11 protein-coding genes and 1 pseudogene are annotated in these 16,481 nt (G+C 68.3%); 2 read left to right on the forward strand and 10 right to left on the reverse strand.

What is annotated here, in order from left to right; translation table 11 throughout:
- Positions 1-193: 193 nt before the first annotated feature.
- A complete protein-coding gene (locus tag ACFU95_RS14865) occupies positions 194-562 on the reverse strand; it encodes a hypothetical protein (protein WP_383826991.1) in 369 nt (122 codons plus the stop codon).
- 512 nt (positions 563-1,074) lie between these two features.
- Between ACFU95_RS14865 and ACFU95_RS14870 the strand changes: the two genes are divergently transcribed.
- Together ACFU95_RS14870 and ACFU95_RS14875 are read left to right on the forward strand one after the other, a co-directional pair.
- Positions 1,075-1,236, forward strand: coding sequence for a hypothetical protein (locus ACFU95_RS14870; protein ID WP_383826994.1), 162 nt, complete (start codon positions 1,075-1,077; stop codon positions 1,234-1,236).
- Between the two features lie 76 nt (positions 1,237-1,312).
- Positions 1,313-2,821, forward strand: a pseudogene (locus ACFU95_RS14875) (ISKra4 family transposase).
- A 212-nt stretch (positions 2,822-3,033) separates the two neighbouring features.
- On the opposite strand, the gene ACFU95_RS14880 reads toward ACFU95_RS14875, so the two are convergent.
- The 9 genes from ACFU95_RS14880 to ACFU95_RS14920 all read right to left on the reverse strand — a co-directional run bounded on the left by ACFU95_RS14880 (position 3,034) and on the right by ACFU95_RS14920 (position 16,409).
- Positions 3,034-6,132 (reverse strand): BTAD domain-containing putative transcriptional regulator, encoded by a 3,099-nt coding sequence (locus tag ACFU95_RS14880; RefSeq protein ID WP_383827062.1) that lies wholly within the window; start codon positions 6,130-6,132, stop codon positions 3,034-3,036.
- A 920-nt stretch (positions 6,133-7,052) separates the two neighbouring features.
- Complete coding sequence (locus tag ACFU95_RS14885; protein ID WP_383826997.1) at positions 7,053-7,886, reverse strand: serine protease; 834 nt, start codon at positions 7,884-7,886, stop codon at positions 7,053-7,055.
- Positions 7,883-8,194, reverse strand: a complete 312-nt coding sequence (locus tag ACFU95_RS14890; RefSeq protein ID WP_383827000.1) for a CU044_2847 family protein — start codon at positions 8,192-8,194, stop codon at positions 7,883-7,885. The genes ACFU95_RS14885 and ACFU95_RS14890 overlap by 4 nt, the downstream gene beginning before the upstream one ends.
- Before the next feature lie 233 nt (positions 8,195-8,427).
- Entirely contained in the window at positions 8,428-10,383 is a 1,956-nt protein-coding gene (locus ACFU95_RS14895) for an ABC transporter ATP-binding protein (RefSeq protein ID WP_383827003.1), read from the reverse strand.
- Between the two features lie 138 nt (positions 10,384-10,521).
- On the reverse strand, positions 10,522-11,541 hold the full coding sequence (locus ACFU95_RS14900; RefSeq protein WP_383827005.1) for a phosphotransferase enzyme family protein: 1,020 nt from the start codon (positions 11,539-11,541) through the stop codon (positions 10,522-10,524).
- Positions 11,542-11,573: 32 nt separating this feature from the next.
- Complete coding sequence (locus ACFU95_RS14905; RefSeq protein ID WP_383827008.1) at positions 11,574-12,377, reverse strand: class I SAM-dependent methyltransferase; 804 nt, start codon at positions 12,375-12,377, stop codon at positions 11,574-11,576.
- A complete protein-coding gene (locus ACFU95_RS14910; protein WP_383827065.1) occupies positions 12,374-13,258 on the reverse strand; it encodes an aminoglycoside phosphotransferase family protein in 885 nt (294 codons plus the stop codon). Before ACFU95_RS14910 ends, ACFU95_RS14905 begins: the two co-directional genes overlap by 4 nt.
- A gap of 182 nt (positions 13,259-13,440) precedes the next feature.
- Positions 13,441-14,877, reverse strand: coding sequence for a glutamine synthetase family protein (locus ACFU95_RS14915; protein WP_383827011.1), 1,437 nt, complete (start codon positions 14,875-14,877; stop codon positions 13,441-13,443).
- Positions 14,877-16,409, reverse strand: coding sequence for an amino acid permease (locus ACFU95_RS14920; RefSeq protein WP_383827014.1), 1,533 nt, complete (start codon positions 16,407-16,409; stop codon positions 14,877-14,879). Before ACFU95_RS14920 ends, ACFU95_RS14915 begins: the two co-directional genes overlap by 1 nt.
- Positions 16,410-16,481 lie beyond the last annotated feature (72 nt).

Consider the following 16,481-nt stretch of genomic DNA (forward strand, 5'->3'; position numbering starts at 1 on the left):
TCCCCATCCTCTGCGAATCTACTAACCGCAACACTATTGCCGTCACCAAGTAAACGTATAATTGTTCTCTATGACGTCTGGCACGAGCGAGCGCAGCCAAGCCCATGCTGGTCGGGCCGGGTCCGTCAAACGAGCGGTGTAACTGGGTTGGGTGTAGCTCGTCTTGAGGGAGGACTGGTTCTCCCCGGTGGGGTCAGTCCTGCCAGTCCAGTTGTGGTTCGGGGATGCCGATGGAGCGGCCGTGGGCTTGTGCCGCGTGTCGGCCTTCGGCCTGTCCGCGGGGGTAGCGGAAGACCTTTCCCGGGAAGATCACGAATGCCTCGGTGGTCGTGTTGTAGTTGACGTACCAGCCTCCCGTGGGGGCGAGGGCACCGGCCATCTGCTCCGCCAGCGGTTCGGCATGGTCTTCCTCGGCAGCGAAGTCGAGCAGCGTCCACCGCTGGGGCTGATCCGGTGCCGTGGTCGTCACGTCAATCCGCGTGATCTTGGTGATGTGCAGCGGGATGCCGGTCACCTCGGCTCCGCCCCGCAGGCTCTCCGTGATGAGAACGCCTTCAAGCACCTGAATCCTCGTCGGTCTGCAGGAGATTGAGGTTAGTGAGGTTGGTGGTGCTCCGGTATCCGTGGTCCTGCCAGGCGTGGACTTGGACCGGCTGACGGGCCTGTGGCTGCTGGGCTTCGTGGCTCCTATCGTTTCTGCAAGGGACAGGTAGGTGACGGCGATGGGCTCGTTGATCGAGGAGCTGCGAGCACGGGAGGCCGCGGCCCGGGAGCGGATGGAGGCGCTGGAGTCGCAGATCGCGGAGCTGACGGTGCGGCTGGAGGCCGAGCGGGAGACGTGGTCGCGGCTGCGGGTGACGCGGGAGACAGTGGCGGAGGTGGTCGCGGGGATGTCCGCCGCGGACACAGGGCCGACAGCCCCGGAGCCGGTCGAGCCCGCGGCGGCGGGTGGGCCGCCGGTCTGGGTGGTCGGGGCGATCATGGTGCCGCACTGGCGGGAGGGGTTGCCGGTGGATGCGTTGCCGGATGTGTATCGGGACATCCTGGAGGTGGTCGCGGACGCAGGCGAAGTCGATGCAGGCCAAGCAGATCGTGCCCAGGATCGGGCTGCCGGCGCAGACGGCGAAGATCGAGGGAACGCGGGGGAAGCTGAAGCGGCTGGTGGAGCGGGGCTGGCTGACCGAGGACCAGCCCGGCCAGTTCGTGCTGGCCCACCCTGCGGGCCGGAAGGCGTGAACCGGGCGGGACGATGACGGCTCTTCTTTCTACCTTCGAAGGTGCCAACCAAACGAAGTGCAGAAAGAAGAGCGCGATGAAACCGTACGACGCCATCGATGAGTTCGCTGCCGCAGTCAGCGCCTTCGAGTGCCTGCAAGGCGACTTGGCCGACCCCGCGACCGGCGCCCTGGCGCATCACGCGGTAGAGGAGCTGATCGAGGAGCAGGGCCGTGAACTGCTGCGGCTGTTATTCCAGGGCCACCTCGACCTGCGCGCCCGCCGGGAACGCGAACAAGCCGCCCGCCCGCCGGCCGTCGTGGTGACCGGGCCGGACGGGATCATCCGGCCGCACCGGGAGACGGGCCACTGCCGCACGCTGGCCTGTCTCTTCGGCGCCGTCACCGTCGAGCGGTGCGCCTGGCGGCAGAAGAAGCTGAGCAACGTCCACCCCGCCGACCGGGCCCTGTCCCTGCCCACCGGTCGGCACTCGACCGGCCTGCGCCGACTTGCCGCCACCGAGGCCGTCCGCGGTTCATACGACCAGGCCAAGGCGGCCATCGACCGCCGGTGCGGGAAGGTCCTGGGCAAACGGCAGGCCGAGGACCTGGTGATCGCGGCGGCCCGGGACATCGACGCGTTCTACCACCAGGTGGTGATGCTGGCGACCGCCGATATGCTCCTGGTCCTCTAGGTCGACGGCAAGGGCATCGTCATACGGCCCGAGGCCCTGCGCCCGGCCACCCTCAAAGCCCACCAGACCGCCCGCCGCCAGATGCGCACCCGCCTCGCCCCGGGCGAGAAACCGCACCGCATACGCATCGCGACCCTGGCCTGCGTCTTCGACGCCGCCCCGGCAACGCGCCGACCGCACGACATCATCGCCCCACCCCCCCGGCCGCAGCAGCGAACGCACCCCGAGACCCAGGCCGAAGGCACCGCGAAATGGCTCACCGGCTCCGTCGTCCACCCGCCCGAGCACAGCATCGCCGCCGCCTTCGACCAGGCCGAAGCCCGCGACCCCGGTCATGTCCGCACCTGGGTGGTGTTCGTCGACGGCGCCCGCCACCAACTCGACCTGATCCAAGCCGAGGCCGCCCGGCGCCGCGTCACCGTGCACATCGTGCACGTCAGCGAATATCTGTGGGCCGCCGCGCACGCCTTCCATCCGCCCGGCACAGCCGACGCCGAAGCCTGGGTCGCCGGACACCTCATCACGATCCTGCACGGCCAGGCCGCCCGCGCCTCCACCGAGATCACCGCACAGGCCGGCCGGGACCGCCTACGCGGTGCGAAACGCGAGGCCGCCGACGCCTGCATCGGCTACCTGACCGGCCACCTCGACCAGCTCCGCTACGACACCGCACTGGCCTCCGGCTGGCCGATCGCGACCGGCGCGATCGAGGGCGCCTGCCGCCACCTGATCGGCGACCGGCTCGACATCACCGGCGCCCGCTGGGGCCTGGCCGGCGCCGAAGCCATCCTCAAACTCCGCGCCCTCAGCGACAACGGCGACTTCCCCCAGTACTGGACCTACCACCTCGCCCGCGAACACGAACGCCTCTACCCCACCCCCGACCAGCACCGATACCAACTCACGGCCTGAACCGCAGTCTTCCCTCAGCGCGAGCTACACCCATTGCTGAATCGGCTCGCGAAGATTGCTGGGGCGACCTTTCCGCACTTGTTGCTGCCCGCCACGTGACAGTCGCCCGCAGACACGGCGCGTGCGCGGACGAACTGCCTGGGCGCCGCGGCACGGTGAGATACGTGTGCACGGAGCAACTCTAGAAGCCGAGCGGACAGCGGCGGGGCGGGTCAGGCGCTGACTCTCGACTGGATGAGGGCTCGCAGTTCCGCGGCCTGCGGGCTTTCTGCCTGCTCAAGGATGCTCAGCGCGTCGTACCAGCACGCCTGAGCCCGGACGAGCTGGCCAAGGGCATTCAACGCATTGCCGAGAGTCGTGAGCACCTGGGCCCGGACCACCTCGCCACCGGTGCAGCCCAACGCCAGTGCCTGCTCCGCGTGCTGCGCCGCGAGGGCCGGTTGGCTGGCGGAGAGATGCGCTTCGGCGATGCGGAAGTGTGTGGTGCCCTGCCACAGTTGCTGGCGGTTGTCCCGGAACACCGCCAGTGCCCGCTGGAGTTCTGCGTCGGCCTCGTGGAGCCGGCCCGCCGCGCGGAGAGCGAGGCCGAGGACGTAGCGGCCGTTTGCAGCGTGCGCGACATCCCCCAACTGCTCGTAGATGGCGACCCCTTGCTGGGCGAGGGTGACCGCGCGTTCCATGCGGCCTGTCGCGACGTAGACCCGGGACAGACTGCACAGCGCGCTTGCCTCTCCCGGTAGGCTCCCGATCGCGCGGGACCCTTCGGCAGCTTGCATCAGGTGGATCTCGCTGTCCGTGAAGCGCTGCTGCTGAACGGCGATCAGGCCGCGGGTGTTGGCGGCCCAGCACCTCGCCAACCGGTCCTGGACGGCATCGGCCAGCACCATCGCGTGTTCCGCGTCGCGGTCAGCTTCGTCCAACCGTCCGGCGAAATGATGGGCGGTGCTCAGTGTGACCAGGACGCGCGCGTCTGCGTGTGCGTCGTCGTGTTCCCGGGCGGCGTCACCGAGGACCCTGGCCGCCGACTCGTACTCCCAGAATGCGGTGCCTGACTTGTACTCCTCGAAGCCGGTGCCCGGCTCGTCCAGGGCGAGGGTGCACCAGAGTAGGTCGGTGGCACGGCGCAGTGCGAGTGTGCTGGTCGACTGTCTGGCGCAGGCCAGCAGGTTGCCTCTTTCCGTATCGAACCAGTTCAGAGCCGTGGCCGGGGCAATGAAGTCCAGCCCTGGAACGGACCTCGGCGCCAGACGGTCGACGAGGATGTCACCCGGCCGGTTGATCGCGTACGCCCTTGCCACGGTGGCCAGGTAGAAGTCCAACAGCCGAGAGAGGGCCGACTCCCTTTCGGAGGAGGGCTGTTCGTCCCGCTCCGCGCACGCCCGCGCGTAGAGCCGCACCAACTGGTGATACCGGTAGCGCCCAGGCCCCGCAGACTCCAGCAGGGAAACGTTGACCAGAGACTCCAGCAGACCCTCCGTGGCACCCACCGGGAGATCCAGCAGAGCCGCGGCCGCGGGCAGGGAGATGTCCGGCCCGTCCGGCAAGCCCAGGAGACGGCACGCGCGGGCCTGGGCCGGCTCCAGTTGGCCGTAACCGAGCTCGAAGGTCGCCCCGACCGCCCAGTCGCCGGCCTGTAGTTCGTCCAGACGCCGCCGTTCGTCCGCCAGCTTGGCCGCGAGTACCGAAACAGTCCACGTGCGCCGGGCGACGAGTCGGCTCGCGGCGATACGGATCGCGAGCGGCAGGAAGCCGCACGCCGCCACCACGTCCAGTGTGGCCTCGCGCTCGCTCGCCACCCGGTCCGCACCTACGATCTTCGTGAACAGCTGAAGGGCCTCCGCGGGGGACATCACATCCAGGTCGACCAGATGCGCGCCGGCCAGGTCCACCATCCGCACCCGTGACGTCACCAGCGCCGCGCAGCCCTCCGTACCAGGCAGGAGAGGACGCACTTGGGCCGCGTCCTTCGCGTTGTCCAGCAGCACGAAGACGCGACGGCCGTCCAAGACGGAGCGGTACAGGGCCGCCCGCTCCTCCAGCGAGTCCGGTATGGCGGAATCGGGCGTGCCCAAAGCCCGCAGGAACGAGCCCAGTACCGTCTCCGGCCCGGCCGGCCGCGAACCAGCGCCCTGGAGGTCGACGTACAGCTGTCCGTCGGGGAAGGCTCCGCGAGCCTGATGGGCCACTTGTACGGCCAGTGTTGTCTTGCCTGCACCGCCGATGCCCGCCAGCGTCGAAACAGCCATCACCCCGTTCGCTGCGGAGGCCAGCGCCTCGCTCAATTCCGAGATGAAGGAGGCCCGGCCCGTGAAGTCGCGGACAGTTGCCGGGAGTTGAGTGGGCCGCGGCGTGGCGGCGGGATCAGGTACTCCTGCCGATGGTTCCGCCAAGTCGGCGTCCGCCCGGAGGATGCGCTGTTGCAGGTCGCGCAGGCTGGGGCGGGGGTCGACGCCCAGTTCCTCCGACAGCAACCGCCTCGAGTCGGCGTACACGGCGAGGGCCTCCGCCCGGCGGCCGCTGCGGTACAGCGCCAGCATCAGCAGCTCGCGCAACCGCTCCCGCAGGGGGTAAGCCGCCGTCAAGGCCGTCAGTTCCGAGATCGCCTCGGCGTGGTAGCCCTGTTCCAGGTCCATGTCCAGGCGGGATTCGAGGAGTTCGAGGTGCCATTCCTCCAACCACGCCCGTTGCATCTCCGCGTACGGGCCCGGTATTCCCGCCAGCGTCTCGCCGTCCCACAGGGACAGCGCCCGGTGGAGGAGAGCGCGCGCATGTTCCAGGTCGCGAGTGCCCTTCGCTCTTTCGGCGTCCGCGGCCAATTCCTGCGCCACCGCAAGATCCAGGGCGCCTTCCGCCAGCCCCCGGATCGCATAGCCACCCGACTCACTCACCAGGATCCCGGGGCTCAGTACCTTCCGCAGCCGGGAGGCATACGTCCGTACCGCCGCCAGTGCCTGCGTGGGAGGGTCCTCGCCCCACAGGGCGTCGATCAGCTCGCCCGCCGTCGCCGTCCGCCCTGCACGGAGCAACAGCGTTGCCAGCAAGGCCCGTTGCTGCGGGGATCCGGTAGGGAGGGGCTCGTCGCCGCGCCAGGCGCGCACCGGCCCAAGCACGCTGAAGCGCAGCGTCGCGGGCTCCTCAGAGCCGGGCCGCTGCTGCTCGGGTACGCGGGGCACGTGTCCGTACGGGGTCGCGCTTCGCCGCTCGGCCGATCGGTTGGCTTCCGGAAGCCGGGCCGGGGCCGGCGACAACGGTGCTGGCGCCGCGGCGGTCCGCTGTTCCCCCTCGTCATGCGTGGCCGCAGCCACGAGCATGAGCCGCGCCCGCTCCTGGCGGCGCCCGTCATCGAGCGCCTGCGCCGCCTCGAACTCCGCGGTGGCAAGGTTGACGAGGGCGGAGCGAGACAGGGGATGGCGTGGGCCGAGCGCCGCGGATGCCTTCTGGGCCGCCACCGCGAGCACGTCGGCGGCCCGCTCCCACCGTTCGCGGTCGGCGGCGGCCATCGCCGACCCGAACTCGGCCCGGGCCACGGTGATCAGCGCGGAGAGCGACTTCGGATGGTCACTGCCGAGCAGCCTTACCAGCCTGCGTGCTGTACGGGCAACAGCGTGAACCCGTCCGTCAGCCTCAGCATGGCGCTCCTGCTGGCGTGCGCTCTCCGCCAGCACGGATTCCGCAAGAAGTCGTATCTCCAGCCACTCCAGTTCCTGATTCCCCTCCTGCCCCTGGTTCGGTTCCCGTGCCTGGAGCGAGCCGTCGCGGAAGCCGGCGCTCAGCGCCTCCTCGGCCGCACTCGTGGCCCCGGTGAGGTCTCCCACCCGCAGCTTCATCGCCGCGAGGTTGGCCAGGCTCCGGGCGGCGGCTGCCCTGCTCGTGTCGCCGTCAGTCCCCAGGACGACGGCTGTCGACAGGACCCCGACTGAGGCTGGAACGAGCCCCCGGTCTGCGAGAAGGACAGCCACTTCATTGCGGACGTCGGCGGGCAGCGAAAGCGACTTCGGATCCCACAGCAGCTGCGAGACCACACTCTGTAGGAAGGTGCGCGACTCCTCGACCAGACCGAGCGCCTCAAGCAGCGCCACCAGATAGGCGAGATCCCGGCCGGGATGCGGCCGGCGGAAGGGATCGGGGGCCTTGCCCAACGCCACCACGGCCGCAGCAGCGGCACGGCGCGCGCCTGTGCCCCCACGAAGGGCGAGTTTGGCCCGGTCGATGGCTTCCTGCCAGAGGTCGGTCATTCGCCGTCACCCCGCAGCTGACGTTCCATGGCCGCTTTCGCGGCGGTGAACCTGAGTTCGGCGACCTGCGATGGATCGAGCAGCCTGCGCTGTGCCCACTCGTCGATCCGGTCGAACCAGGACTCCGCACTGGCTGCCGCAGCATCAACGGTCAACTCGTCACCGCGCTGAACTGGTTGGACCAGGTCGTCGGCCAGTGAGCTCGCCGGATGGACTACATCCATCAGATGCTCCACGTCGAACTGGTCGAAGCGGCGCATGGCTTCCCCGATGGTGGCGGCGAAGAGTACGTTGGCGGCCCGGTCGGCGGCGGCCCGGTCCGGGGCCTGTTCCAGGAGGATGCCGACGATCACGGGCTCGTGATCCTCCGGGCGTCCTTTGACGACCGGGCCGCCGGAGTAGCCCGAGTAGTCGCCGAGAAACTGGTGCGTGGTCAATTGCAGCGCCTGGATGACCCCGCCTCCCTCGCACAGGTACTGCGCCGTGCCGCTGTCCACCTGCCCCCTCAGGTGCACTTCGGACGCCGCGGGGCGGTACGGCCCATGCCAGTCGTCCCCACCGTGAGCGACACCGGCCCGGGGTATCGGCAGCAGTACCTCGTATGCAGCGGAGATCATGATCAGGGCCAGGTCGGCGTCCTTGTCACGGCGGCAGACCTGGCCCGCGAGCCGACTGCCGTCCGTCAGGACGACGTCGACCTGCTCGTCGAGCGAGTTGAGGCCCCGCAAACAGTGCAGGGCCGTCAGCACATAACGGCGGGTCAGCAGGAACCCGCCGCCAAGCCGCTGCTGCGACTGGAAAAGCTCGACCCAGTAACTCGCGTCGGTCACGACGACTCCGGGACCCGCTCCACGGTGAGGGTGACCTCGAACGACGCCTCGGCCGACGCCTTGGAAAGGATTACCCCGGCCTCCGCCGCCACAGTCAGCCCGAACGCCACCTCCATGCTCGCCACCTGCCAGCCGTCCCTGCGCTGAACCTGCGAGAGGGATCGCTGGGCGATGGCCGACGCCTGGACGATGGCCTCCTCCAACTCCGCTGCCCGGTCGCTGAGAGCGGAGCTGGACCGCGTACGGCTGGAGATCTGCCGACTGCCCGTCGCATCCACGTCCACGGTCTCGACCCGAACATCGGCCATATGTCCCCCTGTTGGCGAGGCGGGGCTCGCACCGGCTTTCGGTCCCCGCCGGAAGCGTAGCCAGTGCCACGCAGCATCGGCGACCGATTCAACGACAAGATCCAGGGAGAGAAGGCCGTCGTCCGGACAACACCAACGGTAGCGGCCCCTCAATCGCCTCGATCCTCATGAACAAGTACCACCCGTCTTTGGACGCGTGCTGCGTAACGGGATCCGCCTGATGTGGCCGCCGCTTAGTTCAGTGGCACGTTCTCCGCGGAATCCGCCGGGGCAGGTACGCGCCCGGTGCGCTCGTTCTGCAGATCCCACAGTTCACGGAACAAGCCATCCTGCTGGGCCAGCAGTTCCTCCGGGGTGCCGTGCTGGATGACCCGCCCTTTGTCCAAAACGACGATGCGATCCGCGATGGTCACGTTGGTGAGCCTGTGTGTGACGAGGACGACCGCTCGGTCAGCGGCAAGGCGGCGCAGTCCGGTGAAGATGCGGTGCTCGGCCCTTGGATCGAGGGCAGCGGTCGGTTCGTCCAGGACGAGCAGTCCGGCTGGCCGATGGAATGCGCGGGCGAGGGCGACCCTCTGCCACTGTCCGCCGGACAGTTCCTGGCCACCCCACCATTCCTTGGCCAGCAGGGTGTTCAGCCCACTGCGCAACCCGTCGATGACCTCGTCGGCGCCTGCGGCATGCGCTGCGGCGAGTACGGCGGCGTCTCCCTCCTCGGTTGCCTGGCCGAGGGTGATGTTCTCCCTCGCCGACAGAGGCCAGTTCGCATAGGACTGCGGTACGACGGCGACACGCGCCCAGGTGGCATGCGCGTCCAAGTGCCTGGTGTCGGTGCCGTCCCAAGAGACGGCTCCTTGGTCGGGTAGGTATAGAGCCGAGAGGATCTTGCTGAGGGTGGTCTTGCCCGAGCCGTTCTCACCCACCAGAGCGACGACTTCGCCGCGGCGGACCTCCAAGGAGACGCTGTCGAGGGCGGGACGGTCGGCACTCGGGTATTGGAAGGTGATGTTCTCGGCGCGTACGACCGTAGGCTCGGCCGGCGCCCGAGGACCGCGGTCGATGCGGTGTCCGCCGGCCTCGTCGATGAAGTCCGCCCAGTCGTCCAAGTACATGCCTGTACGGAAGAGTCGGGCTCCGTAGCCGACGATCCCGTCCAGTCCTACACTGACGCGGCCGAGAGCGAGGAACGCGGTGCCGAGGGCGGCGACCGAGATCTGCCCGGCGGACACCAGCAGCGCAAGGGCCACCCACACCACCGCGTGGGCGAGACCTCCCGCGGTCCCACCGACCAGGGAGATCCTGGCGGAGCGCCATGTGGCCTGGTCCGTGGTCTTGTCGATCCGCGCCCCCGCCGTGCGGTACTTGTCGAGGAGGAACGGCGCCATGGTGCCAGAGCGGACCTGGTCTGCGGTCTGCTTGTCGACCATGTACCAGCGCAGCATGCCCAGCAGCCGCCGGTCCTTCGACGTGGCGAGCGAGGCGATGTAGCTGATGCGCGCCGCACGCACGCTGGCCAGGCCCTTCGGCAGGGCCGCCAAGGCAAGCAGCGGCAGAAGAATCGGATGGACGGCGGTCAGGACACACGCCGAGGCGATCAGCGATGCCGATGCGGCAAGGATGTACTGGGCTTCCGTGAGAAGGTCCCTGGAGACCTCCACCCCCCGGTCAGCCGCGTCCCAGCGGTCGTTGTATCCGGGGTTGTCGTACGCGGCCAGTTCCGCCTTGGTCGCCGCGTCGAGGAGCTCGAGTTCGGCCTCCCGAGCAATACGCGGGGCCAACCGGGCCGACAGCGCGGTGGAGGCGATTCCCAGCAGTGCGCGCAGACCGATAGCCCCCGACAGGACGACAAGGGAAGGTACGGCAGACCGGAGCTGGTCACTGCTGATGTGCTGCGAGGCGATCAGCGGCTTGATCACCCCGGTAGTGGCCATCAGCCCGAACGCTTCCAGCACCCCCGAGAGGAGCTGGACGCCGAGCAGGGCGATGACCGCAGCGCGGTCGACCTGCCAGCCCAACGCAAGGGAGCGGCGGATCAGTTGGGGCAGACGCCGGGCCATCGCACGGGTTGTGATCGCGTTGGCGGCCTCGATGCGGCGGTCGCCTGGGATGACGAACTTCAGTTCCTCGTCCGGTACCTCCGCCTTGTCGGTCGGCGCGGCAGCCGCAGTGGGCTTCGGGATGGTTGCCATCAGCTCCAGCCCTCCGCCGAAACGCGATACCGGCCGATGACGGTTTGATACGTCAAGACGTCCCCCTGTATGCCGTACGTGGTTGAGGCTGTCGCTCGTCAGTCGTTTCGTTCAATGCAATTGGAAGCTGCTGGGTGATCAGGACGCGCCTCCGCTCGCTCCGAGGCCGGTGAGTTCGTCTTCAAGGCCCTCAAGGTCACTGAGCAGATGGCGGATGGCGATCTGGCGCTCGTGCCAGTGCCGCTGCAGATCCACCTCCGCCTCCTGCGGCAGGTCGTATTCAGCGGTGGTGGAACCGTAGAAGCTGAACAGCATGTACAGCAGCGCGATCCGGGCGCAGGCCCGCACCTCCCGCATCGGAATGCTCGGGTGCTCCGAGCGGTAAGCCTTGGCCATGGCCAAGGCGCAGGCTGCCCACTCCGTGGTGGTAGCGACGGTGCGCGGGTCGAACGCTGCTCGCCCAAGCTCCCAGGCCGGCATCGCGCTGGCGCAGCGGAAGTCGATGACGCCGGTGACCGCGTCGGCGAGCGTGATCAGATTGGTGCGGGAGAGGTCCGCATGCAGCGCCTGCTCCCCCAGCGTCGCGGGTAGACGTTCCCTCAGCCCGGCGGCATACGTGCGCAAGTTCGTCCGCCGCTGGTAGAGGTCGTCACGCAGTTGGTCGAGACGGTCGTGGCCTTGTCGCGTGGCTCTGACCAGCACGGTGTCGCACCTCGCCACAGCGTCCTCGACGGGCTCGCTCCGCCAGCGGGTCTGCTGCACACGCTTGGGCAACGGATACGCACCGAGCACACGATGCATGCGCCCCATAACGACGCCGATGTGCTCGGCGAGTGGGACTGTCATCGCAGACGTGGTCACCCGGCCGGGAGCCTCGTCGACCACGGCCCATGCACTGCCTTCGGCGATGGTGACCAGATTGTCGTTGGCATCAGGCCACACGCGTGGAACGGGGAGCTTCGCGGCCCGGCAGTACTCCGACATGTCCCACGCGTTGCGCGCCGCATCCAGGTCGTCCATCGAGCGGTACTGCTTGACGAACAGGCGCAGCCCGTCGTCCGTCAGGACTCGCCGGTTGATGGTGTCCGTGCCCATGTGCACTGGTTCGACGACCGTCGCAACGAGCCCGTACCGGTCTTCCAGCACGTCAGCGGTCAACGTCTCACCCCTGCCTGCTTCTTCCATACAGGTCACCGACCCTCGTGTGCGGAGGGACGGCGGGCCGTGAGGACGGTGAAGGCGTTGTCCTCCGTGAGCACTCCCCTGTCGGCGAAGGGGGTGAGGGCATTGGTGACGGCCAGTTCGAAGGCATCGCGACGACCGCCGAACAGGTGCGGGGCCGCGAACGACGTCGAGTACAGGTACCCCAGGACCTGAGGGATCTTCCACTGGCGACGAACGGAAATGACCGTGGAGGTGACGTGCGAGAAGGCGGAAGCACAGAGCACCTCTTCGTACGACGGCCCTGGGGCGCTGAAAGCGCTGTCGCCCGCTCTCCGTTGCTCGCCGAGGAAGTCCTGGACGATTTCTCGGGCCGCCTGCTGCCACAGACTTTCGGCAGTCCACAGACTCCGGTCGCTGAAGACGGCCACCGCCCCCTCGGGAGCCATGTATTCGCTGAGCCGGTCGAGGAAGCGGGGCTGGTTCAGCCAGTGAAAGACTCTGCCGCAGGTGACGAGATGAGGCTGCCATCCCTCCGGCGGCAGGAAGTCCTCCGCCAGTGCATGACGAAGCTGCAGCCGGTGGGCGGTGTCGAGCGCGGGACGGAGCATGGCTTCGGCTTCCGTGAGCATCCCCGGCTCGGCATCGACCGCGAACAGATCGTCGAAGTACGGCAAGAGCGCGTGGACAACGAGTCCCGGGCCGGTGCCGATGTCCAAAAGGCGCCGCGGACTGTCAGTGGGCGCCGCCTCTTCGAGAAGGGCTGCGAGTTCGGCGGGGATGCCCGGACGGAAGCGCCGGTAGTAGGTAGAGGTTCCAGCAAAGGCGTTCACGCGCGCCACCCGCCCCACATCCTCTTGCCGGTCTCCCGGCGCAGGTTCTCCAGCATGGTGTGCGCCTCGTCAACAAGGTCGATGTCGCGATGCTTGATCCCCCAGTCCAGTGAGTCCAAGGCATCCAGCGCCGCGTACACCCGGCACGCGATCTGTTCCTCCTCGGTGAGGGGGCGGCCGTATCCACTGTGGAACGCGGCGTGGAGGTCGGGGCGGCGGCGCAGGATCCGGTATCGCAGGCGGCTCAGGTCCCGGTAGGCGGCGGGCCGAAGCTCGGCCCGTTCGTAGTCGATGACCCGGAGCCGCTGCTCGGTCTCGTCCCACATCCAGTTCCTGGGCATGTAGTCGCCATGCTGGGATACCGGAGGCAGGCTCGGAGGAGCTTCCCCAGCGAGCATGCGCACCATCGCGAGGTCGTGTTCCGACACGTTCGTCGCTGTACGCTCCAGCAACTGGGCGACTGTCTCGTCCCACACCTCCTCTGTCGCTTCCAGCGTGGGCTCGTCGGCTGCCGCGGTGTGGTGCCGGGCGAGCAGTTCGCCAGCCTGCTCGTAGGCCGCACGCTCCTGCTCGGCCGGCAGGCGCAGTGTGTCGAGGCTGCGTCCAGGCACGGCGGTGATCAAGATGGTGCGCGTCTGCGTGTCCGCGGCGACGAGCTCGGGTGCACGGTCGGCGCCCAGGGCGGCGGTCCACTTCTGGTACGCAGTCACTTCGCGGCGGTGGAGTTTCGGGCCCGCGTGGAGCTTGCCGAACCACTGGTCACCACCAGGTCCTTTGACCTCCCAGACGGAAGGTCTGGTGTCGCCGGGCCTGGGATGTTCGGCAACCACCATGTACGTGTCGGTTACCGACTCCACCAGTTGGTGGAGCGCACTGGGCATGTCGGTCACGCGGCGCCCTTCCGCTCGCTTTGCCGTCCGACTGCGCCACGATGGGTGACGGATCGGACGCGTTCAGTGTCCTGTCGTGGGTGGGTAGCTTGCCAAGGGCCACTGACAATGCGGTCTGAGCTGGTCATCTGCGGACGCTCACGGCTATAAGTCCCTCCTGGGAAGCGGGCTGGTCAGGCACGGGCCAGCCACCGCTGACGCTCGGCATCGGTGACGAGGCGCTCATCGTGGGCGAGTTCGAGCCGGGCGAGGCGGGCATAGTGCTCGACCACCTCGGTGCCGAAGGCCTGCTGCGCGAGGGCGCTGTCCTGGAAGGCGGTCAGGGCCAAGCCGAGGGTGGATGGCACGGGGGCTTCTGTCCCACTCGCGCGGTAGGCGTTGCCGGTCGCTTCGGGACCAAGGGCGAGCTTCCGTTCCAGACCGTGGTCCATTGCGGCCAGTACCGCCGACAGCGCCAGGTACGGGTTGGCGTCCGCACCCGGCACACGGATCTCCAGGTGCAGCCCTTCGCCGCGGCCGACGACGCGGACCGCGCAGGTGCGGTTGTCGCGGCCCCAGGTGAACGTGGTTGGCGCGAAGGAGCCGGGCGTGAACCGCTTGTAGGAATTGACGTTGGGTGCGTAAAACGGGCCCAGCTCAGGCAGGCCAGCGAGCAGACCCGCGATGGCGTACTCACCGATCTGGGACAGTCCGTGCTCGCTGCCGGTCTCCTGGAGTTGGCCGATGCCCTTCGACCACAGCGACACGTGCAGGTGCAGGCCGTTGGCTCGGCCGGTTTCCGGTGCTGCCATGAACGTGGGTGCCAGACCGGCGCGCAAGCCCAGGGTGCGCACGGCGTGTTTGAAGATCGGGTGCCGGTCGCAGGCTGTGAGCGCGCCGCCGTACGGAAAGGTCACCTCGACCTGGCCGGGGCCGGCCTCAGTCTTGATCGCTTCCACGGGCATCCCAGCCCCGGCGAGCGCCCGCTGAAGACGCCGCAAGTACCGGTCAGATACGGGGTCGTGGTCGAGGGCGTAGTCCAGGTTCTCCGTCGTCAAGGGCCGCAGGCCTTGATATCCAGCCTGTTCCGCGTCCGCGTACGTGCCCCTGTAGAGGACGAACTCGGTCTCGATCCCCACCTTGGGATGCAGACCGTGCCGCGACAGTCGGGTCAACTGCTGGTGGAGGATCTGGCGGGGCGCGATGTCGATCAGCGTCCCGTCGTGGTGGACCGCATCGCCGAGCACGACAACGGTGCGCGGCATCCACGGCACCACGCGCAGGGTCGACAGAGCCGGTTGCACGGACAGGTCCTGGTAGCCGGTCTCCCACGAGGTCAGGGCGAAGCCGTCCGCCGGGCTCATGTCGATGTCGGTGGCCAGGACGTAGGCGCACACCTCGGCACCTTCATGCGCGACGCGCTTGAGGAAGTGGTTGGCGTCGTAACGCTTCCCCTTCAGCCTCCCCTGAAGATCGGGGACGGCGAGCAGCACCGTGTCGATCGCACCCGCCTTGACGAGGTTCCGCAGATCAGACAGGGAGAAGGCCTTCTCGGAGCGCCCGCCCAGCTCGGGTACAGGCGCGGCAGCCAGGCGTGCCACGGTGCCGTTTCCGCTCGTGGTTCTCGTCATCAGACGACCTCGTCTTCGTACGTAGTCGCCGAGCGGTCGAAGTGCTGGGCCGGCACTTCATAGGAGCTGCCCTGCTTCCGCCACCAGCCCCAGGCGAGGGCCAGGACGACGAACAGAGCGATCGGCGCGTAGTTGAAGGTCTCCACGGACACCAGGCCGCCGTCGGCGGGTCGCGTCTGCGGCAGACAGAACAGCACCGTCACGAACACCACCCAGACAACGGCGATCGTGCCGACGGCCACGCCCCAGTTGCCGAGGTTCCAAGGGCCGGGCCGGAAGCGATCGCGGTTCTTGATGCGCAGGTAGATCGGGATCGCGTACGCCGGGGTGATGCCGACCACGTTGATACTGGTGATCGCCGCGTACGCGACCGCGCTGTACAGGCTCGGCAGGGCCAGCACGGCGGCGCACACGACCGCCAGCAGCACGGCCATGCGCGGGGTGCCTGTGCGTCGGTCAACCTGACGCCACAGGTGCGAGCCCGGCAGCGCCCCGTCGCGCGAGAACGCGAACACCATCCGGCTGGCCGCCGCAGTCTCGGCATTGCCACAGCACAACTGTGCGACGATCACCACCAGAAGCAGTGCCTTCGCCCCCGCCACGCCCAGAGCATCCAGGAAGATCTGCGCCGGCGGCACCCCCGTCGCCGTGCCCACGGTGCCGGCGTAGTCCTGGATCGCGAACGTGAGTCCGGCCAGCAGGACGAACCCGGCCAGCCACGACCACCCGATCGCGTGGATGATCCCGCGGGATGCGGACACCTGGGCGTCGGTGGTCTCCTCCGAGAGGTGCGCGGAGGCGTCGTAACCGCAGAACGTGTACTGGGCCAGCAGCAGACCGAGCACAGCCACGTACAGGGTGCTGGACCAGCCGGTGTTGTTGACGAACTCACCGAACACGAAGTCGGTGGACTGGTGGTGGGAGGGCACGATCGCCAGTGCGCCAACGATCACCGTGACGCCGCCGAGGTGCCACCAGACGCTGATGCTGTTGAGGATGCTGACCAGCCGGACCCCGAACAGGTTCAGGGCGAGGTGCAGCGCGAGGATGCACAGGAAGATCACCATGATCCTGCCCGGCGTTGGCTCGAAGCCCCACTGCAGGTTTAACAGGGCACCCGTGAACAGCGCGGCCCCGTAGTCGATGCCGGCGATCGCGCCGAGCAGGCCCAGCAGGTTCAACCAGCCTGTATACCAGCCCCATTTCCGCCCGCCAAGTTGCTCTGCCTGGTAGTACAGGGCACCGGAGGTCGGATAGGCCGAGGTCACCTCGGCGAGTGCGGCACCGATGAACATCACCATGGCGCCGACGATCAGCCAACCCCACAGCATCACTGACGGGCCGCCGGTGTTCAGGCCGAAGCCGTACAAGGTCATGCAGCCGGACAAGACGCTGATGACGCTGAAGGAGATCGCGAAGTTCCCGAACGGCCCCATGCGCCGGGTCAGCACGGGCTCGTAGCCCAGCTCCCGCAGGTATGCGTCATCGGACTTCCGGGACGTCGCACGGTGGTTTGGACTCAAGCGAGACACAGGTCAGCCTCCGAAATTCAAGATGTCTGGACAGGTTCATGCCAATACGGGCTTAGCTGGCATCGGATGCCG

The sequence above is a fragment of the Streptomyces sp. NPDC057623 genome, assembly GCF_042800355.1.
Classification (GTDB): domain Bacteria; phylum Actinomycetota; class Actinomycetes; order Streptomycetales; family Streptomycetaceae; genus Streptomyces.